Origin of the sequence: Proteiniphilum sp. X52 (assembly GCF_003712195.1) — a bacterium.
Classification (GTDB): Bacteria; Bacteroidota; Bacteroidia; order Bacteroidales; family Dysgonomonadaceae; genus Proteiniphilum.
The window spans coordinates 11,340-37,066 of record NZ_RDSD01000026.1 but is presented as its reverse complement, the minus strand read 5'-3'; the positions used below and the strand labels follow the sequence as shown (position 1 = coordinate 37,066).

14 protein-coding genes are annotated in these 25,727 nt (G+C 47.4%); 7 read left to right on the top strand and 7 right to left on the bottom strand.

The window, feature by feature from the left end; all coding sequences use genetic code 11:
• Nucleotides 1–186 precede the first annotated feature (186 nt).
• Nucleotides 187–1,401: an MFS transporter gene (locus tag D7D25_RS15505; RefSeq protein ID WP_122969837.1), complete on the top strand. Its 1,215-nt coding sequence runs from the start codon at nt 187–189 to the stop codon at nt 1,399–1,401.
• 1,028 nt (nt 1,402–2,429) lie between these two features.
• Here D7D25_RS15505 and D7D25_RS15500 read toward each other — a convergent pair.
• The 4 genes from D7D25_RS15500 to D7D25_RS15485 form a co-directional block, all read right to left on the bottom strand.
• Nucleotides 2,430–3,884 carry a SusD/RagB family nutrient-binding outer membrane lipoprotein gene (locus tag D7D25_RS15500; protein ID WP_122969836.1) on the bottom strand — a complete coding sequence of 485 codons (1,455 nt, stop codon included), beginning with the start codon at nt 3,882–3,884 and terminating at the stop codon, nt 2,430–2,432.
• Between the two features lie 25 nt (nt 3,885–3,909).
• Nucleotides 3,910–7,065, bottom strand: coding sequence for a SusC/RagA family TonB-linked outer membrane protein (locus tag D7D25_RS15495; RefSeq protein WP_122969835.1), 3,156 nt, complete (start codon nt 7,063–7,065; stop codon nt 3,910–3,912).
• Between the two features lie 563 nt (nt 7,066–7,628).
• A complete protein-coding gene (locus tag D7D25_RS15490) occupies nt 7,629–8,642 on the bottom strand; it encodes an FKBP-type peptidyl-prolyl cis-trans isomerase (protein ID WP_305000396.1) in 1,014 nt (337 codons plus the stop codon).
• A gap of 72 nt (nt 8,643–8,714) precedes the next feature.
• Entirely contained in the window at nt 8,715–9,299 is a 585-nt protein-coding gene (locus D7D25_RS15485; RefSeq protein WP_122969834.1) for an FKBP-type peptidyl-prolyl cis-trans isomerase, read from the bottom strand.
• Nucleotides 9,300–9,483: 184 nt separating this feature from the next.
• Between D7D25_RS15485 and D7D25_RS15480 the strand changes: the two genes are divergently transcribed.
• The 5 genes from D7D25_RS15480 to D7D25_RS15460 all read left to right on the top strand — a co-directional run bounded on the left by D7D25_RS15480 (nt 9,484) and on the right by D7D25_RS15460 (nt 17,286).
• On the top strand, nt 9,484–10,170 hold the full coding sequence (locus tag D7D25_RS15480) for an NAD-dependent deacylase (protein WP_122969851.1): 687 nt from the start codon (nt 9,484–9,486) through the stop codon (nt 10,168–10,170).
• Between the two features lie 570 nt (nt 10,171–10,740).
• Entirely contained in the window at nt 10,741–13,356 is a 2,616-nt protein-coding gene (mutS, locus tag D7D25_RS15475; RefSeq protein WP_122969833.1) for a DNA mismatch repair protein MutS, read from the top strand.
• Nucleotides 13,357–13,425: 69 nt separating this feature from the next.
• Nucleotides 13,426–14,001, top strand: coding sequence for a thymidine kinase (locus D7D25_RS15470; RefSeq protein ID WP_122969832.1), 576 nt, complete (start codon nt 13,426–13,428; stop codon nt 13,999–14,001).
• A 218-nt stretch (nt 14,002–14,219) separates the two neighbouring features.
• Nucleotides 14,220–14,690, top strand: coding sequence for a hypothetical protein (locus D7D25_RS15465; protein ID WP_255417345.1), 471 nt, complete (start codon nt 14,220–14,222; stop codon nt 14,688–14,690).
• Nucleotides 14,691–14,976: 286 nt separating this feature from the next.
• Nucleotides 14,977–17,286 carry an ATP-dependent helicase gene (locus D7D25_RS15460; RefSeq protein WP_122969830.1) on the top strand — a complete coding sequence of 770 codons (2,310 nt, stop codon included), beginning with the start codon at nt 14,977–14,979 and terminating at the stop codon, nt 17,284–17,286.
• A gap of 65 nt (nt 17,287–17,351) precedes the next feature.
• Here D7D25_RS15460 and odhB read toward each other — a convergent pair whose 3' ends face one another.
• The gene (gene odhB, locus D7D25_RS15455; protein ID WP_122969829.1) at nt 17,352–18,566 is read right to left on the bottom strand and encodes a 2-oxoglutarate dehydrogenase complex dihydrolipoyllysine-residue succinyltransferase; all 1,215 of its coding nucleotides are present in this window, start codon (nt 18,564–18,566) and stop codon (nt 17,352–17,354) included.
• Between the two features lie 129 nt (nt 18,567–18,695).
• Nucleotides 18,696–21,431, bottom strand: coding sequence for a 2-oxoglutarate dehydrogenase E1 component (locus D7D25_RS15450; protein ID WP_122969828.1), 2,736 nt, complete (start codon nt 21,429–21,431; stop codon nt 18,696–18,698).
• A 297-nt stretch (nt 21,432–21,728) separates the two neighbouring features.
• On the opposite strand from D7D25_RS15450, the gene D7D25_RS15445 reads away from it, so the two are divergent.
• Nucleotides 21,729–23,384: a diphosphate--fructose-6-phosphate 1-phosphotransferase gene (locus D7D25_RS15445; RefSeq protein ID WP_122969827.1), complete on the top strand. Its 1,656-nt coding sequence runs from the start codon at nt 21,729–21,731 to the stop codon at nt 23,382–23,384.
• A gap of 110 nt (nt 23,385–23,494) precedes the next feature.
• On the opposite strand, the gene D7D25_RS15440 is transcribed toward D7D25_RS15445, so the two are convergent.
• Nucleotides 23,495–25,624 carry a peptidylprolyl isomerase gene (locus tag D7D25_RS15440; RefSeq protein WP_122969826.1) on the bottom strand — a complete coding sequence of 710 codons (2,130 nt, stop codon included), beginning with the start codon at nt 25,622–25,624 and terminating at the stop codon, nt 23,495–23,497.
• Between the last annotated feature and the right edge of the window lie 103 nt (nt 25,625–25,727).

The following is a 25,727-nucleotide window of genomic DNA, read 5'->3' as shown; positions in this document are numbered from 1 at the left end:
TGGAAGGCGTCATTCACGGAAAAAAGACAACAATCCATGCAATATGGAATGATGGTGTAAATAGATAAAAAATCTCAATCGACCGGTTTTATTTCCCTAAATTCTGTCAATCCATAAACTGTTATTACTTTTGTGCCGTTATAACACTATCGTTCACTATAATGGCAGTCTTTATAATCAAACAGAATGGATAATCATTGGAAGAGAGCCTTTGCGATCATCTGGAGTGGCCAGTTTTTCTCCATACTGACCAGCAGCCTGGTCAATTTCGCCGTCATTATATGGCTCAGCCTGCAAACCGGCTCCGCCGAGATGCTGGCATGGGCAGCTATCGCGGGGCTACTCCCTCAATCACTGATCGGCCCATTTACCGGGGCATTGATCGATCGCTGGGACCGTAAACGGATCATGATGCTTGCCGACTCCTTCATCGCGTTGTGCACACTGGCGCTGGCAACCCTCTTCTGGCTTGATATTGCACGGATATGGCATATATTCGCTCTGCTGGGGCTGCGTTCAATAGGTTCGGCCTTCCATATGCCGGCGATGCAGGCTTCAGTGCCTTTGCTTGCTCCCACGGACCAGTTGACCCGCGTCGCGGGGGTAAACCAGATCATCGCCTCGGTCAGTCAGATTGCCGGCCCTGCCCTTGGCGCCATGCTGATAACCATATGGGATATAGAATATGTCCTTCTATTCGACGTAGCAGGCGCTTTGCTGGCAGTCGCATCGCTTTTCTTTGTGCATATACCCAATCCGGAAAAAGAAGAAGGAAAAGAGAGGAATATTTTAAAGGAAATGAAAGAGGGGGCCATGATCATACTCAGGAACAGGGGATTAAGCCTTGTTTTCCTATATTCCGTACTGGTGGCATTCTTCCTGGTTCCTATTAGCGTACTGTTCCCCCTGATGACGCTGGAGTATTTCAAAGGGACAGAATTCCAGGCGGGCATCATAGAAGCGATATGGAGTGTGGGCGCGTTGGCGGGGGGCGCTATCATGGGAGCGAAGGTCTACAAGGTCAACCGCGTTGCATTGGTAAACTGGATGTACCTTTTGTGCGGACTCACCTTTCTGTTGTCCGGCATCCTATCGTCCGACGGGTACGTGGGGTTTGCCGTGCTGACCGCGATCGGGGGTGTTTCAGGCGCCGTGTACAACGCGGCATTTACCGGCCTTCTACAGACAAAGATAGAGCCGGCGGCGCTGGGGAGAGTTTTCTCCATGTTCTTCACTTTCAGCCTTATCCCGGCCATGTTGGGATTGATCGGGATCGGATTCCTTGCCGACGGACTGGGACTCACCACTTCTTTTATCCTATCGGGGATCATCATCCTTATAATTGGGGTTGCGGCTTTCCTCACCCCCTCGGCCATGCGGCTCGACCGGCAGCAGGAGTAAAAAAATCCCTCCGAAATTCGACACGTAAAAGTTATTTTTATCGGCGGAAATTACTCCAAATACACCGACATTCCGCCGGTAAAATATTTTACACTTGGCGTTATCCATATTATTTCACACCTTTACCGCCAATAAAAGAGATATATTCTGAAAGAAATTATTGGACGGAAACGTGAAATTGAGATGTCACGGAAATATCTCGAGACCGAAAAATCTGAAATTATCGCTGTCTTCTAATCGTTTGTGCATCGGCAACCTCATGGATTATCAACATTGTAATAAAGAATAAAGGTGGGCTACACAACCGTGTTACACGCCAGATATTGTTGAATCCTTTTACGCTGAAGGGAATCGAAACATTTCTAAAACATATGAAAATCAGTTTCAACCCACATCACATAACCGAACTTTATATGATTATGGGCGGGGCTTACTATCTCGAACAGTTGGACAAATCTGATAGACAATGCGAAACACCGTAATTGGAGCGGTTACGGATTGGAACAGTTTTGCTTGATGCACGAGGCCCAAATTCGCAAGAAATTAGGCATTTCCGGGGTTATCTCCTATTCGTATTCTTGGCGTAGCAAGGACAAAGACGACGGCGCACAGATGAATTTAAAAACGAGACCATCTCAAAATGAATGAGATAGACTTTTCTACTTAATATTTAGAAAATCGATTTACTTAGCCACCTTCGCTAAATAGATAAAATTTGGAACTGGATAACGGATAAAGTAGGGAGTATCTCACGAACTGTGCAAGTTAGTTATTGAAGGGTTGAAGTCAGACTTTAGCCTTCCAATAATTTTATTAACTTTACACTTGGACAATTATGAGAAAAAAAGAGTGGCAGTGAACCAATTTTGAGTCTATTCTTATATGACTAGGCTGAATCAAACTAGGATTGGACGCAGAAATATAAAGAATTTGCCCAAGTTGATGTTAAAACATCGAACTTGGGCAAATAAACTAATTTTTAATTGGAGATGACTTAGACTCTTCTTAAAGCGACCTTAATATATTATTTATTTATCGTTTACCCACGTTTTTTGAGTATAGATATAAAAACCGTCCCCGTATGCAGCTTTCACATTCGGATTGCCTATTACCGCACTGTTACCGTAAGGTAAGCGTTCCGGATAGCGGTTAATGCCGGTTTGGGTATTCCACGGATTTGTCAATACCACGTACGTTTCACCCATTGCTTTCAAGCGACGGAGGTCATTGTAGGTTTCCACCTGTTCGTCATGCGATTGGGCAACGTATTTTTGCTCAAAAAGTTTTTTGAGAGTCGGAGCACCCAAAGAAACCGCAAAATCCTTTGCATCCGTATCATCCTCAAACAAAGCTAAGATTTCACTTACAGAAGTTTCCACTGCTGTCTGGAATGCAGCAGTTGCATCCTTACTCAAACGCAATTGCGCTTCGGCCAGAATAAAGTAAAGTTCCGATTTACTAAACAAATGAAGCGGTTGTGACCCCAAGAGATACCATGTAGGCTGGAATGCCAATACGCGTCCATCATCAACAGTTTTGGCAATATTTTCATTTCCGGGTTCATAGGATTCTTCCTTTGAATTTACATAATAGGCAAGTCTCGGATCACGAGTTGCCTCCATCAGGTTGGCTACGGTTTTAGAGGGAGCCGTATAATAACGGCTAAAAACAAAAGCGCTCCACGGATTATCGGCCGTTTTGCCGTTAAACTCTTTAATGGTAAACCCTTTAAAACCTAAGTCCACCGCTTTCTGCGCGTTTTCTTCCACCTGTTCTAAGACATTCGGTTCTACCGCCAACTTGTGCAGCTGGTAACGGGCTTTCAAGGCATAAGCCGTGGCTTTCCACTGATTAATGTCCCCGGCAAAAGCAATATCTTGATTCCCGGCTGACTTTAACGTTTTCCCTTTTTCGAAATTGGCGATTGCTGCATCGAGCGTGGAGAGAATCCCTGCATATACATCTTTTTGTGCATCCAATTTCGGTTGAAGATTGGCTTGGCCTTGCAACGCCTCACTGTAGGGAATGTCTCCATGCAAATCCGTCAGTATGCCGAAATTAAGTGCTTCCAACACTTGCGCCATACCCAAAAGATCGTATTGGTCAATATTTCCTGGAACATCGTTCTCAATTTTCCGGATGATTTCACGGATATTCTTTAAATTACCGTAAGTGGAATTCCATACGTTGTTAAACGTGGTAGAAGCCGCCCATTCATTCGAGTTGCGTAGTTCGGCCCTCATTAACTGGTTGTTGCCCATTCCCAACGACTGCTCATTCAGTGATGAAAGATAAAAGGCATAGTCACCCGAAACGGTACTGAACCCCGTCGACATGATTGCCTCACTCAATTGAAGGCGAGCAGGAACCGCATCCGGGGACGGGTGTTGATTGTCTTTATTTATTTTGTCGAGCACGTCCTCAGTACAAGCTGTAAGTCCAAGAAAAACAATCGACAGTATGATTAATATATGTTTCCTCATAATTAAAATATTTTTATTTAATTGTTTAGAATGTAAAAGTAAGCCCACCGCCGTAGCTGGAAGTGTTGGGAACCGAGAAGCGTTCGAAATAACCGCTCATGTTGTTGTTTCCTTGGGAGGATTCGGGGTCAAAATTGGGTAATTTGGCCCAAAGAAGTACGTTGCGGGCAAAACCGTGCACGGAGATATCAAATGATCCCAGTTTAGGAAGCTGGTAGGTAAGCGTCAGATCACGCAGCTTAAAGAAACTGGTATCATAAATCCCCGATTCGGTAACGTCGTAATATGCCTGATAATAATCCTGTTTGCTCACCTCTACCGTATTGGCCTTGCCGGTTGCCTCATCAATTCCTTCCGCAACCATTTTTCCTTCATGGTATGGCAGGGATTCTTTGGTGACGCCAAAAAAGTTCATCACCATATTTGTACCGTGATACATCTTTCCTCCCTGCTGCCAGCTCCATGTAGTTGCCAACGACACACGCTTGAAACGGCCTCCGAAAGTAAATCCTGTGGTAAAATCAGGCGATCCCTCTCCCAGATTCTGGCTGTCACCGGTTGCCTGGGGCAGACCGTTCAACAAAAGAAAGTTCCCGGCTTCGTCCCGTTTAAAGGCATTGCCATAAATGTTCGGATAGGTAGTTCCGGCCTGCGCGCGAACCTGAGGCTCCACAAAACCTCCCAACATGATGGATTCGACTCCGGGCGCCAGTTCAATCACTTCGTTCTTCATCTTGGTGAAGTTTACTCCCAAGTTCAAATCATAATCCCTCGCTTGCAGGATGGCTCCATTAATGGAAAGCTCGTGTGCGCGGGTCTTCATTCTGCCGGCGTTCGTCAACATTTCTTGATAACCGGTAGCTCCATCAACAGGAACGTAAAAGATTTGATCCTTCACATCCTGATAGCTGTAGGTATATTCTAATTTCAAACGGCTGTTGAAAAAATGCAAATCCGTACCCAGCTCGTAGTTGGTTGTATTCTGGGGTTTCAAGCCCTCGTCGTAAACCCTGTAATAGGGAATAAAAGTGGAGATACCGCTTGGTAAAGGATAAGAAATGGGAGTATACGTGTAAAAACCTGAGCCGTAAGTGGGAGTATAATAAAAGTTATTATAGAAATTTCCAGCTTGCCCTACTTGCGCAAACGATGCGCGCAACTTACCGTAGTTTAGGACACCATTATTCTGCAAACCGGGCAGTTGGGTGAATTCCCATCCCAACGAAACGGAAGGATAGAAGAAGCTGCGGCTTCCCCGTGGCATGGTAGACACATAGTCATTGCGCCCCGTAACGGTCAGATACAGTTGTTCCGACCACGACAGGGAGGCGCTTCCAAAGAATCCAACCGTACGTTCCTGTCGTGTATATTCGCTTGAAGTATAGGAAGTGGCATTCCCGATGTTTTTGAATCCGGAAAAGTTAAAGTTACTCCCGTAATAGTCCCACACACGCATATTTTCGTGATTGATTTCGTTACCCAGGACAATGTTCAATCCCCACTCTTGGTCAGCGCCGAATTTACCGTCGAGATTGGCTGTAAGCAGGTTGTTGAATACATTGTGTTGCCTTCCGTAATTTTCTATGTCTCCACCTTTTAGCGCAGGGGTAGTGCCCATTTCCCTGACATCCGAATAATCGGAGGTCCAGATATCCAAACCGACTTGTTCGCGGAATTTGAATGTGAAGTTTTCCGAATTCAATTTGGGCAAGAATTCTACGTAAGCGTTTCCAAATGCGCGATTGGTATGCTGCGAATATTCATTATGTTCAGCCCACCAATAGGGATTTACAAATGAAGTCGAACGGAATAACACTTGCTGGGTAATATCTCCGGGAACATGGGTAGGTATTCCCTTCAAGTCATACTCGGCTGGAGCGGAGTAGATAACATTCATGATGCCATCATTAGCACCCGGGGCTCCGGTAATCTTATTTGAAGAATAATTCATTGAGAATCCGGTGTTCCATCGGTCGTCTATTTTCCAGTCCACTAAGCCACGGGCTCCCCAACGGTTCATCCCGGTTGAGGGAACAATGCCTTCCTGATAGGAATTGTTCAAGCCAAAAGAGTAATTAATTCCGTTGATGCTTTGCGAAATATTCAGGTTGGTGTTTTCGGTGAATCCGGTTCCCAGAAAATCACCCACATTGTCATAGGTCTGGGGGGTTGTCCAACCGTCCAATCCGGCCAGAGCCCGTTTGGGATTATAGTATTGCCCCGGGCGTTTGCCGTCTTTGACGGTATAATCATTGTCCGTATTTCCTCCATAGGTAGGATCGTTTGGCAAATCGCTGATCTTGGGGCCCCAGGACATGGATGAGGAGGGGTTGTAAGCTGAAAAACCATTTCCCTGCGCGTAAACATCCTGACGTTCAAATTTGCGGGAAACTCTCTGGGCGCTCAAATTAGTGGAGACCGTAACCTGCGGTTTGCGCATATTTCCTGCCCCCCGTTTGGTTGTGATCACAATCACACCGTTGGATGCACGGATACCGTAAAGTGCAGATGCAGCCTGTCCTTTCAAAACGTTGATGGATTCGATGTCTTCCGGATTGATATCGATACTGCGGTCAGCATAATTAGCACCTGTTACAGAATTTAGCGTATTAAAATCAGCAGACGTGTTGATAGGCATGCCATCAACCACATACAAGGGCTGGTTGTTGCCATCGAAAGAACGGGCGCCGCGGATTACAATCTGCGCAGAAGCACCGGGTGCTCCGGAGGATTGACGAATATCCACCCCGGTAAGCTTTCCTTGTATGGCATTCGCCAATGAAGTGGTCCCGGCTTTATTCAACTGATCCGACTTCAAATCCTGAGCTGCATAACCTAATGCTTTGCGGTCGCGCCTGATCCCCAAGGCCGTAACCACTAATTCATCGAGCATTTCAGTATCATCCCTTAGTACTACCCTCACATTGGCTCTTACGGGTACTTCCTGTGTCTGGTAGCCCACATAAGAAATTACGAGTGTGCCGCCCGTAGGGGCAGACAGGGTGAAATTACCGTTGGTATCGGAAACGGTTCCCTGCGATGTACCTTTAATCTGGATAGTAGCCCCGATCACCGGTTCGCCCGCTTCATCCGCCACGGTACCCCGTACCTGGGTCTGAGCCACAGCAAGCCCTATCCCAATAAAGAACAGAGCTAAAAACATAGTTAGCTTTCTTTTCATAAACTCTACTTTTAAATTAAACACTATTATAATATACTTATACCTCTCTAATAGCCGGCAAGGGTTTGAACCAATAACAATGGATTAATTACCAAAATTATTAACGTACAAACACCTTCCTATCATAAAGACTCCATAACTTCACTATCTTAAACTCTACTCTACATAATTTTAACATTTTGTGGTTATATATGCGTTGCGCAAATATAAATCATTTATTTTAATTACGTGGTTTTTTGCACTTTTTTTTAAAAAAAAACGTCAGACTGAAATTTTCATCCCTGTTTTTGATATATTTCATTAAAAATTCCACCGAAATATTACATCAAAAACGATCATGGACTATTAACAAATTCAAATACTATAACCTTACAATCTATAATAGTGCAAATATACACCTTCAAAAATCATTATGCAAGTAAAAACTGATATTTTCTTTATTTTTTATTGAACATTGAAGAAATCAATGTAAAAAAGTAAATCCAATGGAGCATTCAAAAAACAATAAAACAAAAAAAGGTGGCCTTTCGGCCACCCTTTCTCACTCCTGTGCAAAGGATTGTTTATTCTTCTATTCCCAATAATTCCACATCGAAAATAAGGTTGGAAAATGGTTTGATCGTGCCACGATCCTGTGCCCCGTAGGCCAAATCGTAAGGAACATACAATCTCCATTTTGATCCCACGGGCATCAACTTCAATGCTTCGGTCCAGCCGGCGATCACATGGGTCACACCAAATGTGGAAGGCTCACCCCTGTCTACGCTGCTGTCGAACACCGTGCCGTTGATCAAGGTGCCATGATAATGCACTTTCACGCGGTCGGTATCGGTGGGAATCGGTCCGTTACCTTCACGAAGCACCTCATATTGCAACCCGCTGGGGAGGGTAACCACACCTTCTCTTTTAGCATTCTCGGCAAGATAAGCATCACCGGCGGCAATACTATCGGCATACTGCACCTTAAGCTCCTCTTCCTGGCGAGCTTGGCTGGCTGCCTGGGCCTCCTCCATCTTTTTCTGCACTAACGCGTTGGCATCCATCGTACTGATCGCCAGCTGTTGATTTTTCAACACAGAGATCAATCCGGCCATAATCTGGTCGTTATTCACTTTTTGTGCGGAGTCGGATCCGAAAAGCATCGAGTTGAATTGAGGAAGCATCATCTGGGAAAACTGCACTCCAATACTTAACCCTTGGGCATAAGGAGACTTCTCCTCAAGATTCATGGCCGCTTTTAACCCTTTAATAAATTCATTTAGACGGGGAGCATTGATCTTGTTCACTGAGTCGATCTTTGCCGCCATCTCTTTTTGCAATGCTGCCTTTTGGGTAGAATCGGCAGCGGCAATCCTCATCTGATAATCGTATTCGATGTTGGATGCACTTTGCAATACTCCTTGCTGTTCGAGGTATTGCACTAATCCCTGCTCTGCCATGCTTACACCATAGGCATAAGAGACACTGTCCACGGAATTTTTCAGCGAGGTCTTCGGCGTGGAGGCTCCTCCGCAGGAGACCATCAACACTGCCAGCACAGTCATGGCACAAAATGCGCCTAAAATTGTTTTCTTCATTTTCTTCTATATATTAATAATGTGTTATGTTGATTTTGTGAGGGAGAAAAGAAGTAATATAACTATGATGAATTACTCTATTCCCAATAACTCCACATCGAAAATAAGCGCGGAATTAGGTTCAATGGAGTTTCCCGCGCCTTGCGTTCCGTAAGCAAGATCGGAAGGAATATACAATCTCCACTTCGATCCCACAGACATGAGTTGAAGCGCTTCCACCCATCCTTTGATCACCTGATTTACACCAAAAACAGCAGGTTGACCTCTCTGCAGGGAACTGTCAAAGACCTGACCATTCAACAATGTGCCGTGATAGTGGCATTTCACTTTGTCGGTAGCTTTCGGTTTAGCTCCGTCTCCTTCCTTCAGCACTTCATACTGTAATCCGCTGGAAAGCGTGACCACACCCTCTTTTTTACGGTTCTCTTCGAGAAACGCTTCTCCCTCTTTCAGATTATTCTCCAACCTCTCATCCTGTATCTTGCTAAAACAGCTTTGAATAACCTGATTTGCCTCCTGATGGCTCATGGAGGGGGTGGTATTATTCATAATCTCCGTAAAGGCTTTCACAAACGATTCCACATCGATCTGCCTCAATCCTGAATTCATCAAATTTGAAGCCATACTCATCCCCAACGCGTAGCTTAGTTTGTCCATCTAACTCTTCCTTTTTGATTTTAACTCACAAAAGTAAGATTTTAATATGAATTATCTTCATTTTCCGGCAATAAAAAACTATATTTCCATAATATTAGGATGCGCCTCGGAAAATCTCAAGCAAGCTTGGTTTTTCTCTCGGCTTTCACTATATTTGCCTCGGACTGACATAACAAAGAAGAATATGAAAAAGAAACTGGTTGTGCTTACAGGAGCCGGGATGAGTGCGGAGAGCGGGATTGCCACTTTCCGGGATTCCGGAGGGTTATGGGAACAATATCCGGTGGAACAAGTAGCCACTCCCGAAGGGTTTGAGATGAATCCCGAATTGGTCCTGAATTTCTACAATATGCGTCGTCGTGAACTGATGAAAGCCAGACCCAATGAAGGGCATTATGGACTGGCAGAGATGGAAAAAGAGTTCGATATCCACATTATCACTCAAAATATCGACAATCTGCATGAGCAGGCCGGAAGCACAAAGGTACTGCATCTGCATGGCGAACTGATGAAAGCACGTTCCACCGGGGATGATTCGCTTGTTTACGATATCGACCCGGAGCATATCGACCTGCATTTGGGTGACACCTGTGAAAAAGGGTTCCAGCTACGCCCCCATATCGTCTGGTTCGGCGAGGCGGTTCCCATGATCCACGAAGCGGAAAAAATTTGCCGGCAGGCCGATATTTTCGTTATCATCGGTACTTCCATGAATGTATATCCTGCCGCCGGATTGCTCAATGACATACCAAAGAACACACCGGTATATTTAATTGATCCAAAAGAAGTGCATACCAGCCGCCACGATATCCATCCTATCCAAAAAGGGGCTTCGGAAGGGATTAAAGAACTAAGACGACTGCTACGGTAATTCCTTAAAGCGTTTGGTCATTCATGATACGATCCCGTATGATATAGACATCCATAATTTCACGGAATAAACACTCTGATTGTATCCCATAAAGCAGGTTTTGTCGTTATCGGGTAAATTACAAATCGATTTTAATCTTCGGTAATATTGCCCGTTTTGAGTCGCCTTCGCTCCTCTATTTCCAATTGTCGCCATGTCGAGGTTCAACTGAACTTGGAAACAAGTTTGATTTTGATCATTTAGCTTCACGAAAACGTTCATTTACAATAGACATTTTCTGTGCTCGGCAAAACAAATAAATTTGTTCTGCTCTTGCTTAACGAAAATGTTCGATAATCATGCTTTTTTTTGTAATTTCGCTCCTTGGATTCACAAATTCAAATTTCAAATTCAAAATTGAGTCTGCTCCGAAATCTCCCAAAACCGATTTCACAGGTCTCCAACTCATTGAAAATCAACAGTCGATTTGAGGAAATTTGGGTAAAAAAGACTTTTCGGAGGGGATTCAAAATTCAAAATTCAAAATTTGGTAATTAATAATTGGTAATTGGTAATTGTAAATAAAGATCTGTGGGAAAAAAGATAGCGGAAACACCGATGATGAAGCAGTACGTGGAGATAAAAACACAACATCCCGACGCTATATTGCTGTTTCGCGTGGGTGATTTTTATGAGACTTTTTCGGATGACGCCATCGTCGCAGCTGAAATATTGGGTATCACACTTACACGCAGGGCGAACGGTACGGCGCGGTTTGTGGAACTGGCAGGTTTTCCTCATCACGCGCTGGACACCTACCTGCCGAAACTAGTGCGCGCAGGCAAACGGGTGGCTATCTGCGACCAATTGGAAGATCCGAAGATGACCAAGAAACTGGTCAAGCGGGGAATTACGGAATTGGTCACTCCCGGAGTTTCTATCAACGATCACATATTGAATCACAAAGAGAATAATTTTCTCTGTGCAATGCATATGGAAAGGGGGAATCGGTTCGGGACCGCTTTTCTCGATATTTCCACGGGTGAATTCCTCACCGCTGAAGGCACAGCGGATGATATTGACAAGCTTCTTTCCAACTTTGCTCCCAAAGAGATACTCATTGAACGGGGCAATAAAAAGAAGTTTGAGGAAGCCTTCGGTTCCCAATGGTTCCTTTTTGAACTGGACGACTGGATTTTTACTGAAAGCAGTGCCCGCGACAGGTTACTTTCGCATTTTCAGACAAAAAACCTGAAAGGCTTCGGGATCGAGCAGCTTACACAAGGAATTGTCGCTTCAGGTGCCATACTCCATTACCTGGATATCACGCAACATACACATATTGGACATATAACCTCGTTGTTACCTATTGAAGAAGAGCGTTTCGTAAGACTCGACAGGTTCACCATACGCAACCTGGAATTGATCAGTCCTCTCAACGAAGGGGGAAAAAGCCTTCTCAATGTGCTTGACAAAACCATTTCCCCAATGGGTTCACGACTGCTGCGCAGATGGACGGTGTTTCCGCTGAAGGAAGCCAAACCTATCGAGTCACGCCTGGAGGTAGTGGAACATTTTTTCCGGAATCCGGAACTGAAAATGTTGCTTGAACAACAACTCCCGCTCATTGGCGATTTGGAGCGGATCATCTCCAAAGCCGCCACGGGAAGGATCAATCCCAGGGAAGTAGCGCAATTGAGAGTGGCGCTCACTGCCATCGAGCCAATCAGGAAAGCTTTCCTCTCATCCGACAACCAAAGCATTGTAGAGATGGGAGAGAAACTCGACCCCTGCCCCGCGATCCGGGATCGTATCGAAAAAGAGATTGTCCCCGACCCACCGACCTTGACACACAAGGGTGGATATGTCAGGAAGGGGGTGGACAAAGAGTTGGACGAACTGCGCCAGATCGCCTATTCAGGCAAAGATTACCTGATGCAAATCCAGCAACGAGAGAGTGAAAGGACCGATATACCATCGCTAAAAGTAGCTTTTAACAATGTATTCGGCTATTATATCGAAGTACGCAACACCCATAAAGACAAAGTCCCGGCAGACTGGATACGCAAACAGACATTAGTAAACGCGGAACGTTATATCACCGCAGAACTGAAAGAATATGAGGAGAAGATCCTGGGAGCCGAAGAGAAAATCATCTCGCTTGAGAACCGGATTTACTCCTCATTGGTGGAAAGCCTGCTGGAATATATTCCTGCCATACAGGCCAACGCCAACATAATTGCCCGGGCCGATTGTCTTCTCTCTTTCGCCAATATAGCACAAGAAAACAAGTATATCCGGCCGGAGATCAACGATTCCGGAATCATCGACATAAAAAATGGCCGCCATCCGGTAATCGAGAAACAACTCCCTGCCGGGGAACCCTTTATTGCAAACGACCTTTATTTGGATGGCGAAACCCAACAGATCATTATCATTACCGGACCCAATATGGCGGGGAAATCGGCACTCCTCCGCCAGACCGCGCTTATCACGCTGATGGCACAGATCGGATGTTTTGTACCGGCCGATTCCGCGAAGATCGGGCTGGTAGATAAGATATTCACCAGGGTAGGCGCGTCGGACAACATCTCTCTTGGTGAATCCACTTTTATGGTAGAGATGAACGAAGCGGCCAATATCCTTAATAACCTGTCGGATCGCAGCTTGGTGCTTTTTGATGAACTGGGACGCGGGACAAGCACCTACGACGGCATCTCCATCGCCTGGGCGATAGTGGAATATATACACGAAAATCCGAAAGCGCGCGCCAAGACACTCTTCGCCACGCATTATCACGAACTCAATGAGATGGAGAAATCGTTCAAACGCATTAAGAACTACAATGTGGAGGTAAGGGAAATCGACAATAAAGTGATCTTCCTACGCAAATTAGTGCCGGGCGGAAGCGAGCACAGCTTCGGTATCCATGTGGCAAAAATGGCCGGTGTTCCGCAAAGTATCACCCACCGGGCAGATGCTATTCTTGGCCAGATGGAATCCTCTAACCGGAAAGAGATGATCAAAAAACCTATTCAGGATTTCGTGGAAAAACGGGAAGGCTATCAGTTGAGTTTCTTCCAATTGGATGATCCCATCCTCAGCCAGGTGCGCGACGAGATCATCCACCTCGATGTAAACAACCTAACCCCCATCGAGGCGCTCAACAAGCTGAACGAAATCAAGAAAATCGTCAAAGGAAAATAATCCCCCTTCTATTGCCGTAACGGGTAAACCCTCAGAAAACATATCAGGAAACAAACATCCGAACAGAAGATGTATTACGAAAACAAACTAAACGAAACAGCACGCGCCGGACGCATCGAAGTTATTTGCGGGTCAATGTTCTCCGGCAAAACCGAGGAATTACTGCGCAGATTGCGCCGCGCCCAGTTTGCGCGTCAAACGGTGGAAATCTTTAAGCCCGCCATCGACACCCGCTATTCCGACGAGCAGGTAGTATCGCACGATAAAAATGCCATTCTTTCCACCCCTGTGGAACATTCCAGTAATATCTTACTTCTCTCCTCCGGTGCGGAAGTGATTGGGATCGACGAGGCACAGTTCTTCGACCTGGGATTAGTGGATGTGTGCCAGAGTCTGGCCGACCAGGGCATCAGGGTGATCATTGCCGGGCTCGACCTGGATTTCAAACGCGTTCCCTTCGGCCCCATGCCGGCATTGTGCGCCATTGCCGATGATGTGATAAAAGTACATGCCATCTGCCTACGTTGCGGTAACCTGGCAAACTACTCGCACCGGTTGGTGAAAAATGACAAACAGGTGATGTTAGGTGAGACCGACGAATACCAGCCTCTCTGCAGAAAATGCTATTTGGAAGTGGGAAAGTGAGAGGAGTGAAATGTAATAAAAATAATTTCCAAAAGCGTTGCAAACAAAATGGACGATGATTTGTTATTTACCTATAAAAGCTTAACTAAACGTATGAAACAAACATATAAGTCACTTTGACAATGTAATAATTCGGTGATATGTTGATTTAATCCGCAAATCGCCAAATCATTCAATTAACCAATTATTTCCTGTTAATGTAAAAAATTAATAATCGTATGAAACTAAAAAAACTACTTTTCGCGGCGCTGCTAATGACAGCTTTCGCGACTACACTCAACGCGCAACGGTACAATACCGCCCTCGGTGTGAGATTGGGCTATGACAGCGGCGTGACGCTGAAACATTTCTTCGCGCCCGCGTCGGCCGGTGAGTTCATCCTTGCCGCATCACCCAATTACTTCTTGCTTACCGGATTGTACGAATATCAACAACCTATACCCGGCGCACCCGGCTTAGATTGGTATGTGGGGCTGGGCGCCCATCTCGGTGGAATACACAAAGATAAAAAGCATTACGACAACGCTTTCCTGCTCGGAGCTGATTTGATTGGAGGTATCGAGTATGTCTTTCCCACGGCTCCCTTCAATGTTTCTTTGGACTGGAAGCCCGCGTTTAATTTCACCAACAGCTACAACGACTATTGGTTTAGCGGATTTGCACTCAGTTTGCGCTACACATTCAGGTAAAATGAAGAAACTGTCTCTATTTTCACGAGTAATTCTTGTAGAGAAAGGGAGTTGCCTCTAACGAGGCAACTTTCTTTTTTTGGCAAACGGATAGTAAAATTATTCAAGTTTCGCATGCAAGTTTATCTCCCCTAAAAACAGGTTATCTAAATTATCCGACCCATAGTCTTCACTAAAGACGGCTACTTATATCGCGACACACTGTTTGCCAAGATATTTCATGACCGCTTTCGTTTGAAAGCGCTTTTTTTATTCTTTTACGTCGAAAATTCGTACTTTTGTGGTTATGCAGCAAACCCAAACAAATAGTGATCACAGCCTGCTCGACCACCTGAACGAAGCGCAGCGGGCCGCCGTGGAATTTTGTGACGGGCCGTCGCTCGTGATTGCCGGCGCGGGATCGGGTAAAACACGGGTACTCACCTATAAGATTGCCTACCTGCTGGAACAGGGGCTTCCTCCCTACTACATCCTGGCCCTCACCTTCACCAATAAGGCGGCCCGCGAGATGAAATCGCGTATTGCCGGCCTGGTGGGAGAAAAAAGGGCCCGGCGGCTCTGGATGGGAACCTTCCACTCCATCTTCGCGCGCATACTGCGGAGTGAAGCGGAAGCGGTCGGTTTTCAATCGAATTTCACTATCTTCGACTCATCCGACTCCAACAACCTCATCAGGCTCATCATCAAAGAAATGGAGCTGGATGATAAACAATACAGGCCCGGGGCGGTACACGGACAGATATCAAGGGCAAAGAACAGCCTGATCACACCGGCCATGTATGCAGCCAACGCCGAAATCCAGCAATACGACCGGATGGCCAGGCGGCCACAACTCTTCGAGATCTACCGGCGCTACCAGAACAGGCTCCGCTCGGGCAACAGCATGGATTTCGACGACCTGTTGATGTACACCAACATCCTGTTTCGCGACCACAAGGATGTGCTGGAAAAATACCGGAACCAGTTTCAGTATATCCTGGTGGACGAGTACCAGGATACCAACTTCGCCCAACATCTCATCGTGAAACAACTGGCGGACGAACATCACCGTGTATGCGTGGTGGGTGACGACGCGCAAAGCATCTACTCATTCAGGGGTGCCAATATCGACAATATCCTGAAATTCAAATCGAATTTCCCCGGCACACAAATATTCAAATTGGAACAAAACTACCGTTCCACCCGCAATATCGTGAACGCGGCCAACAGCCTGATCAAAAAAAACAGTGAACAGATATTCAAAAACGTGTTCTCAGAAAATGAAGAGGGAGACAAGATTGAGGTCAGAAGCGCTTTTTCCGATTTTGAGGAGGGGTTGATCGTCTCCAACAAAATCGCCAGGATGCGGCTCGAAAAATACGCCAGCTACAGCGACTTTGCCATCCTTTACCGCACCAACGCCCAATCGCGTGTTTTTGAGGAAGCCCTGAGGAAAAATAATATTCCCTACAAGATATACGGGGGACTGTCGTTCTATCAACGCAAGGAGATCAAGGACATCATCAGCTATTTCCGGCTGATTGTCAATCCGAACGACGAGGAAGCCTTCCGCCGTATCATCAATTACCCCGCCAGAGGTATCGGTGCCGTAACTCTCGCCAAGATCACTTCCACCGCGCAACGCCACAACGTGAGTCTCTGGCAGGTGGTTACCGCTCCACTGGAATACAATCTGGATGTGAACACGGGTACCGCAAAGAAATTGGAGGGTTTTTATTCCCTGATACAGGATTTTATCGATAAAAACGAAACCATGAACGCCTTCGAACTGGCGCAGGAGGTAATCAAAAACAGCGGAATCGCCAAAGAAGCTTATGACGACATGACACCCGAAGGGATGAGCCGCGCGCAGAATATGCAGGAGTTGCTGAATGCGATGAACGAATTCGTGGAAACGCAACAGGAGCAGGGTGAGGAAAATATCCGCCTGGCAGACTTCCTCTCAGAAGTGTCATTGCTCACCGACCAGGACACTGACCATGAAGCCGATCACGAGCGGGTAACACTGATGACGGTCCACTCCGCCAAAGGGCTGGAGTTTGACCACGTGTTCGTGGTGGGACTGGAAGAAGATCTCTTTCCTTCCGCCATGGCGAAATCCGAAATACGGGGCTTGGAAGAGGAACGCCGCCTTTTTTATGTGGCGATCACCCGCGCCAAGAAAAGCTGCACCATTACCTACGCGAAAAGCCGCTTCAGGAACGGACAGACTAATTCCGCCACACCAAGCCGCTTCCTCAATGACATTGACGCCGCCTATATTGAAGGCGGGGAAAATGACTTCATTACCAGGACGGCTCCGGCAGATGATTTCTGGGGATCTATGCGGGAGCGGCGATTACAGAATGCCATGAGCAATCACTCCATCACTCCAAAGCGGGTGGTGCCCGTCCAACGAATCGCTTCCTCCACTCCCTTATCGAAAGAGGCACAAGAATTGGAAGTAGGACATAGAATAGAACATGAGCGGTTTGGACGCGGCGTGGTGACTTCCATCGAGATGAGCGGCAACGATCGACGCGCGTTTGTGGAGTTCGAGTCCGCCGGCAAGAAACAACTGTTGCTCAAATTCGCCAAATTCTCGATTGTGGAGTAAACTCATCACCAATGCCGGCTTCCTATCACACACCTGGTGTGGTAAAGAAAGAACAGGGTCTTTTTTCAGATTCCAAGCAACGCCTTCTCCCCGCTGCTTCCCCCGAACAGCATATCAGTCGGTTTTTCCAGCAATTGTTTAACCCTGACCAGAAAACCGACCGACTCCTTGCCGTCAATCACCCGATGGTCGTACGACAATGCCACATACATCATGGGACGGATCACCACCTGACCGTCTATGGCTACCGGACGCTCCTGGATGTTGTGCATACCCAGTATGGCGGACTGGGGGGGATTGATAAGCGGTGTGGACAGCATGGAGCCGAATATGCCGCCATTCGTCACGGTGAAGGTGCCGCCACTCATTTCGGGGATGGAGATCTTGCCGCTCCGCGCCTTGGCGGCAAGTTCCTCAAGCGCACGCTCTATTTCCGCCAATCCCAGGCTTTCCACATTGCGGATGACAGGCACCATCAATCCTTTGGGTGTGCTTACGGCAACCGAAATATCGGCATAATCGTAAGTAACCATATTCTCACCGTCGAGCATGGCGTTTACATTGGGAAACTCGCGTAAAGCCACCGAGCAGGCTTTCAGGAAAAAAGAGATGATACCCAGCTTGATGCCGTGCTTCTCCACGAAAAGGGTCTGGTATTTCTTCCGCAAATCCATAATGGGCTTCATGTCCACCTCATTAAAAGTGGTCAGCATGGCTGTCTCGTTCTTCACCGACACCAAACGCTCGCTCAACTTCCGCCGCAGTGAGCTCATCCGCTCACTTTTGGATTCCCGGGTGACCGGACGATTCAGTCCATTCGTACCAGTCCCGTCCGATGCTCCACCCAGCACAGCCTCCACATCCTCACGCTTCAATCTCCTCAAACCGCTGATCACATCCTCCACCGACAACCCGCTCTCTGTCATCACTTTTTTTGCCAAAGGGGTGATCTTTATTTTGTCATACTCAGTTTGGGATTCTGACGGCTCAATGGCAGTTTTCGCCATAGGGATACCTGCCGCGGCAGGCTGTTCCGGTTGCGCCGAGGTATCTATGGTACAGGCCACAGAGCCCACCGCTATCGACTCCCCCTCCGCGGCTTTGAGTGATATCTTCCCGCTCTCTTCGGCCATCAGCATCAGCGTGGCTTTTTCCGATTCCAATTCCGCTATTTCAGTGTCTTTTCGCACGAAAGCGCCCTCTTCCACCAACCAGCGGGAAAGCTCCACGCGCGTGATGGATTCTCCGGGACTGGGTATTTTTATTTCTATAATTGCCATAAATTTAATGTGCTAATAAGTCAATGTGCCAATGTGCCAATGTGCCAATGTGACTAATTAATTATCAACGAATGACGAATGACTGATTGTGAATGTGTTCCGAAATCTTGAATCTTGCATCTCGAATTTTTAATCTTGAATCAAATTTAACGCTTCATCCATGATAATTGCCTGCTGCATTGCATGTTGTGCCGACAACCCTTCGGCCGTGACACCACTGGCGGGACGGCTGAGGATCTCCAAGGCACAATCATTCATTTGCTGTTTTACAAAAAGGGCTGCACCCATATTGAATGGTTCCTCCTGTACCCACACAAGCTCCACATTGGCAGGATAGCGCTGTAATATGCCCCTGATCTGCTTTTCGGGAAAAGGATAGAGCTGCTCCACACGCAGAATGGAGACATCGTTTATTTTTCTCTCTTTCCGCACCGCGTTGAGTTCGTAATAGATCTTACCACTACAAAGCAGCACTCTTCTCACTTTTGAGAGATCTTCGAAGGCGTTGTCTTCTATCACCTCCATAAATCCGCCTTCGGTGAAATCGGCAAGGGAAGAAGTACACTCAGGGTGACGCAGGAGGCTTTTGGGTGTGAAGACGACCAGCGGAAGACGGATATCGCGGTGCAACTGCCTGCGAAGCACGTGGAAAAAGTTGGCGGGGGTAGTACAGTTTACCACTTGTAAGTTATAGTTAGCGCAAAGGCTTAGAAAGCGCTCTATCCGTCCACTCGAATGTTCCGCTCCCTGCCCCTCGTAGCCGTGCGGAAGAAACATCACCAGCCCCGACCTTATACCCCATTTCTCCTGTGCGGATGAGATATACTGATCCACGATCACCTGCCCCACATTGTAGAAGTCACCAAACTGTGCCTCCCAGATGGTAAGCCCTTCGGGATGAGCCAGTGAATAACCATACTCGAAACCCAGTATACCATACTCATTGAGGGGCGAATTATAGACCCGCACAGGCGACTGTCCCTCACCCAGGGTTTTCAGGGGAAAGTATTTCTCCTCACCGTCTTCGGTGATCACCTCGGCATGGCGATGTGAAAACGTACCCCGCTCGGAGTCCTGGCCGCTCAGCCTTACCGAATGCTTTTCTTTCGCCAATGAAGCATATGCCATCAGTTCGCCCATCGCCCAATCGTAACTATCCTGTCCGATCATGGCCGCCCTCTGCGCGAACAGGCGCCGGGTCTTGTTGAAGAATTTCTTATCCTCCGGCAGCGTTGTAATATCTTTTGCTAACCCCAAGAACAACTCTTTTGAGATGGCCGTATCCACACTCTTTTCAAAATCCGCGGCCTTGGGATAACGTATGTTTTTATATCTTTCCGGGAAAAAGGGCTGAAGGTTTAGTTTATTGGATTGGAGCGATTCTTGGTAAGCCTCCTCCAGCCGCCGGTGAAATGCGGATACTTTTGCCTCAAACTCCCGCCGGCTAATCACCCCTTCGGCGATCAGTTTTTCCGCATAGATATCGCGCGGATTTTTATGCTTGGCAATGATATCGTAAAGTTTCGGCTGTGTAAAACGGGGTTCATCCCCCTCGTTATGACCGTATTTCCGGTAAGAGAGCAGATCGATAAAAACATCGATATTGAACTTCTGACGAAATTCCAATGCCAGCTTGGCCACATATACCATCGCCTCTATATCGTCGCCGTTCACATGGAATACGGGTGAATGGGTCACCTTTGCCACATCGGTACAATAGGTGCTGGACCGCGCCTGCAAGTAATTAGTGGTGAATCCCACCTGGTTGTTAATCACAATATGGATTGTACCTCCTGTTTTGTAACCTTCGAGTTTTGAAAACTGAATGGTCTCGTACACAACCCCCTGTCCCGCGATAGCCGCATCGCCATGAATAAGGATCGGCAATACCTGATGATATTCATAATTGTGCGCGTTTTCCAGCATCGCCCTGGCAATACCCTGCACCACGGGCCCCACCGCTTCAAGGTGAGAAGGATTTGGCGTCAAGCTAAGCGTGATGGCACGTCCTTCATGTTCGATCGTATTGCTATATCCAAGATGGTATTTCACATCACCGTACTTAATTTCCTCATCGTAATTTTGGGCATTGAATTCGCGGAAGACCTGCGCGTAAGGCTTTTTCATCAGATTGGTAAGCACATTCAACCGTCCGCGATGGGCCATGCCTATCACGATCTCATTCACATCGTAAGCGCCACCACGCGACATCACGGCATCCAGCGCCGGTATGATGGACTCTGAGCCTTCCAAAGAAAACCGCTTTTGTCCCACAAACTTTTTGTGAAGGTAATCTTCGAAGCCTGATGCCTCGATAAGCCGGTCCAGGATCCGCAGTCTCGCTTCCCGGGACAGTATCTCCCGGTTTTCGGAGTCCTCCATTTTTTCCTGCAACCATCGAACAATCTCCGGCTTGGTCATATAACGGTATTCCACTCCGATTGATTTGCAATAGGTGTTTTCGAGACGGTCGATAATCTCCCTGAGTGTGGCCTTTCCCATACCCCCCACCTCATGCCCCGCCTCAAAGTGCCTGTCGAGATCACTTTCGGTAAGATCAAAATTCCCGATGTCAAGCGTCGGGAAATAACTCCGGCGCGCGCGCACCGGATTGGTCTTGGTAAAAAGATGGCCTCTCCGCCTGTAACCGGTAATCAGCTTCATGACCGCCAACTCTTTCCGGGTTTTTTCCACCGAGACACTCCCCTCTCCCGCCTTTACCGGGAAACGGGTAATGGCTAAGTCAAACCCCTGAAAGAAATGACGGAAACTCCCATCCACACTTTCGGGATCAGCCTTGTATTTTCTATATAAATCCTCTATGGCTTCCAGATCCACAGCATTCATCTCATCTTTGGCATTCATCGGTCAATTTCAAAAAGTGAAAAAGAATAGCGAAGAGTGAGAAAATGAACAGTGAAGAATAAAAATTCATCGCCTTCCCACCTTCCCACTATTAGATATGAATGGTAAAGATAGTAAAATTGTTCATTATTTCACGAAAAAACAGTACTTTTGCGGTTCGACTTCACCGACTGTCAGTCGTTGTCCGGACGTATAAATCGATGTGGAGCTACCCTCCACCCGTTTGCTTAGCGCAAAGCCCGGCACAAACTATCCGAGAAGAGACAAATACAATTCATCATAAAAAAAATCGATCTAATGACAAAAAGTGCTTTACAAATTGCAAGGGCAAGTTATGTGCCCAAGATGCCCGAAGGTTTGAAGGGCAATGTGAACATCCAGGAAGGTGTTGCCACCCAATCGGTGCTTGATCAGGAAGAGATACAAAAACTCTTCCCCAACACGTACGGGATGCCGATTGTCCAGTTTGCACAGATGGCCGGCGAGGCCGGAATATCCACGCCGGTAAATGTGGGCGTGATCCTTTCAGGAGGACAGGCGCCCGGAGGGCACAATGTGATTGCCGGCATATTCGATGGAATCAAAAGGCTTCACAGTGACAGCAAACTATATGGTTTCATCCTTGGACCTGACGGACTGGTCAAGCACACATACAAAGAACTTACCGCCGAGATCATTGATGAGTACCGCAATACAGGAGGATTCGATATCATCGGCTCGGGACGTACCAAACTGGAGACCAAAGAGCAATTCGACAAAGGCCTTGAAATACTGAAAAAGCTGGACATCAAAGCTCTGGTTATCATTGGGGGGGACGACTCCAATACCAACGCTTGCGTGTTGGCCGAGTATTACGCGTCGATCAACGCCGGCGTACAGGTGATCGGCTGCCCCAAGACCATCGACGGCGACCTGAAAAACGAGCAGATCGAGACCTCTTTCGGCTTCGACACCGCATGCAAAGTATATTCCGAATTGATTGGAAATATCCAGCGCGACTGCAATTCGGCGCGTAAATACTGGCACTTCATCAAAGTGATGGGCCGCTCGGCATCGCATATCGCGCTGGAGTGTGCCTTGCAAACACAACCCAATATCTGCATCATATCGGAAGAGGTGGCCGCCAAAGGACAGTCCCTCGACGATATTATTGACTACATAGCCGGCGTGATTACCCAACGGGCAGAAAAAGGATTGAATTTCGGCACAGTGATCATTCCCGAAGGGCTGATCGAATTTATTCCCGCAATGAAAAAGTTGATCCATGAGCTGAATGATTTCCTCGCGCACAATCAGGAGGAATTCAACCTGGTACGCCGCTCGGGACAACGCGATTACATCATCAGCAAACTCTCAAAAGAAAATGCCGATATTTACGCCAGCCTTCCCGAAACGGTGGCACGCCAACTCACGCTGGACCGCGACCCGCACGGCAACGTGCAGGTGTCGCTGATCGAAACCGAGAAACTGCTGGCCGAGATGGTGAAGAAACGGCTAGATGCATGGACGAAAGAAGGCCGGTATAAAGGCAAATTCTCGAGCATCACCCATTTCTTCGGATATGAGGGACGTTGCGCCGCTCCGTCGAACTATGATGCCGACTATTGCTATTCACTCGGCTACACAGCCTCCATGCTGATTGCGGCGGGCAAGACCGGCTATATGTCGTCCGTACGCAACACCACAGCCCCCGCCATAGAGTGGACCGCAGGTGGAGTGCCCATCACCATGATGATGAATATGGAGCGCCGCCACGGCGAGATGAAACCGGTAATTCAGAAAGCATTGGTGGAGCTGGACGGCGCCCCGTTCAGATATTTCGAAAGCCAGCGCGACCAGTGGGCCATCGAAACGGACTACGTATATCCCGGCCCGATCCAGTATTTCGGCCCTACAGAGGTATGCGACCAGCCCAGCAAGACATTGCAATTGGAACAAAAGGGTATCGAGTAATAACTCTTTGATACGAATATCAAAAAGAGGTGGCCTCGTTGTGAAGCCACCTCTTCTTTTTTACTCTCCAAGGTTACCGCAAACCTGGTTAATCTTTTATCAGGATAGGATCAGAAGAACCTGAAACGGTTGTCTTGCACTCCCAGTTTGGTTCTCAACACCTCTACAGACTGCATCTGCAGGCGGTAAGCGTTGTTGTTGAGTATCCGGTTTTTCTGCTCTTGCGCATCGTATTCCTCTGTTCCTTCCGAGCGGTTGGCAACAGCAGCCACATACACCCCCATGTTCCCCTTCAACGGGCCTACGACCTTATGGAGTGGTGCAAATGCGGACACGGCGTTCAAAGCCGGTTCAAATCCCAATCCGGTAATATTCTGCGTATTGAAGTTCACAAAACGGACGGTATCGCTATGGGCGTCCATGGCTGAGGCGTAGGCGTCGAGCGTGGTCAGGTTTTGCGCCTTCAGATCGTTGATGATCTTTTCAGCCTTCTTCTCGTTCACCAATTGGGCACGGATACCTGAAGAGACCTCCGACAGGGGTGTCGTACCCGACGGTATCACCCTCTCCACCCTTGCTATGACACGCAGGTTGGTGAGATCGAACTTCTTCACGACTCCGGGTTTCTTCTCGTTGGCAGCCCAACTGATCACCTGGCGGGAGCCGGGTATCTGCGCCAATGTAAAATCATTTGCGGAAACAGTGATACCGGGCATCACCATATATCCTTTTTCAGAGGCCAGTTCATTGAACTTCTGCTCCACACCGGGCGTGGAGACGAATTGATTCAGTTCGTTATCGATATTGTTCGATGTCTTTTCACTTGGCAATACCGGCATATCGATCACTGCCAGTTTATATTTATTGACCGGACGGGTGCGCTGTTCCACCTGGAAGATGAGTTGCTGTCCGGGGATAGACAATTTAACAGGTTGTCCTATGGGTGCATTGAAAGCGGTCTTCACCAGATCCGTGCTGAAGCCTGCAAGATCGATCTCTCGCGCCCACCCCATATCTCCGCCGTTCGAATTGGGGTTGAGGCTGTTGGCAGCCTCCGCAAAAGGAGTGCCTCCGGCAATAGCCCCGTAAATACTATCCACAAAGTGGGTGATGATGGAATCCTGTCCCACCACAGAAGCATTCGGAACGGCCATCATCCTCAGATAGACAGAGTCGGGAGCCACAGTCTTGTCGACCAGCTTGTAGATATGGAATGAATCCCCCTCACGGGTAGGGCCATACATCTCGTTGACAGCGGCCGAGCGGACAAATTCCACCTGCGTGGGAGTCAGCATATGCTCGCTGACAAATACATCCCGATAGGGCGTCTGCGAATAATCCGCCACAATTGCGGCAGGATTGGCGGCACCGCTCAGTTCGTCAAAGGCTTTGCGTGATTCGGCTTCGACTTCAGCGTAGTCCTCCTCGCTGGGAGTGATCGCTTTGGTGAAATAGGAGAGCCTCACAAGAGGGGCATCCATCCTGAAAGATCCCTTATGCTTGTCATAGAACGCTTTTACTTCGCCATCAGTTACATTTACGGTAGAATCAGGAACAGTAAAATAACTCTTCATCGCGTACTCAATGTCGGCATTCCGCTGTGAAAGCTCGAATGCGGTCTTCGCCTCCACATCATTCACCATGACGGCATTAGACAGAAGGGAGATATATTTTTCTTCCAGCCGTTGTGTCCTGACCATTTCCTCGATGAACAACCACAAACTCTTGTATTGATTCACCAGAGCCTGTTCCTGGGGATTGGGACTGGGGATGTTGACCGTATTAATAAATTCTATCAGGGCACTCCGGTCAAACAGACCTGTCTGCGGGTCGAGGAAAAACGGAAGTTGCTGTAATACAGGTGAGATGGATTGTCCGTGCACCAGATCATTCAGCTCCTCTTTGGTTACGGTGAGTCCCAGTTTGGCTGTCTGGTGACCGAGCAAACGATCCCGCACCATTTGCTGATATACGGCTTCGCGTATCTGCGACGACACGTTTTCATCGAGGGACGACTGTCCGCTTACCATCTTCTGGAATTCTTCGAACTGCGTGATTTTATCGGCATATTGCTGGGTTGATATCACCTCGCGATTCACTACGAACGCCTTGTCCTGCGCTCTTCCAAATAATGTTGTCCCGGAAGTGAGCAAATCTCCCAACACAAAGGCAATCAACGCCGCGCCGATCACAATGACGAGAAGCGTACCTTTATCTCTAATCTTCTGTAAAGTAGCCATCTAACTATCTTTTTATTTACTTAGAACGTGATAAATTGTTATAATTCAAATAAGGGCACGAAGTTAGCAAAAATAACGCAGACAGCGTTATTTTTTTCAGGAA

Excerpts from the sequence above, each read along its gene's own strand:
- D7D25_RS15505 (WP_122969837.1), top strand. The coding sequence starts at position 187 with ATGGATAATCATTGGAAGAGAGCCTTTGCGATCATCTGGAGTGGCCAG.
- D7D25_RS15500 (WP_122969836.1), bottom strand. The coding sequence starts at position 3,884 with ATGAGGAAACATATATTAATCATACTGTCGATTGTTTTTCTTGGACTT.
- D7D25_RS15495 (WP_122969835.1), bottom strand. The coding sequence starts at position 7,065 with ATGAAAAGAAAGCTAACTATGTTTTTAGCTCTGTTCTTTATTGGGATA.
- D7D25_RS15490 (WP_305000396.1), bottom strand. The coding sequence starts at position 8,642 with ATGAAGAAAACAATTTTAGGCGCATTTTGTGCCATGACTGTGCTGGCA.
- D7D25_RS15485 (WP_122969834.1), bottom strand. The coding sequence starts at position 9,299 with ATGGACAAACTAAGCTACGCGTTGGGGATGAGTATGGCTTCAAATTTG.
- D7D25_RS15480 (WP_122969851.1), top strand. The coding sequence starts at position 9,484 with ATGAAAAAGAAACTGGTTGTGCTTACAGGAGCCGGGATGAGTGCGGAG.
- D7D25_RS15470 (WP_122969832.1), top strand. The coding sequence starts at position 13,426 with ATGTATTACGAAAACAAACTAAACGAAACAGCACGCGCCGGACGCATC.
- D7D25_RS15465 (WP_255417345.1), top strand. The coding sequence starts at position 14,220 with ATGAAACTAAAAAAACTACTTTTCGCGGCGCTGCTAATGACAGCTTTC.
- D7D25_RS15460 (WP_122969830.1), top strand. The coding sequence starts at position 14,977 with ATGCAGCAAACCCAAACAAATAGTGATCACAGCCTGCTCGACCACCTG.
- odhB (WP_122969829.1), bottom strand. The coding sequence starts at position 18,566 with ATGGCAATTATAGAAATAAAAATACCCAGTCCCGGAGAATCCATCACG.
- D7D25_RS15450 (WP_122969828.1), bottom strand. The coding sequence starts at position 21,431 with ATGAATGCCAAAGATGAGATGAATGCTGTGGATCTGGAAGCCATAGAG.
- D7D25_RS15445 (WP_122969827.1), top strand. The coding sequence starts at position 21,729 with ATGACAAAAAGTGCTTTACAAATTGCAAGGGCAAGTTATGTGCCCAAG.
- D7D25_RS15440 (WP_122969826.1), bottom strand. The coding sequence starts at position 25,624 with ATGGCTACTTTACAGAAGATTAGAGATAAAGGTACGCTTCTCGTCATT.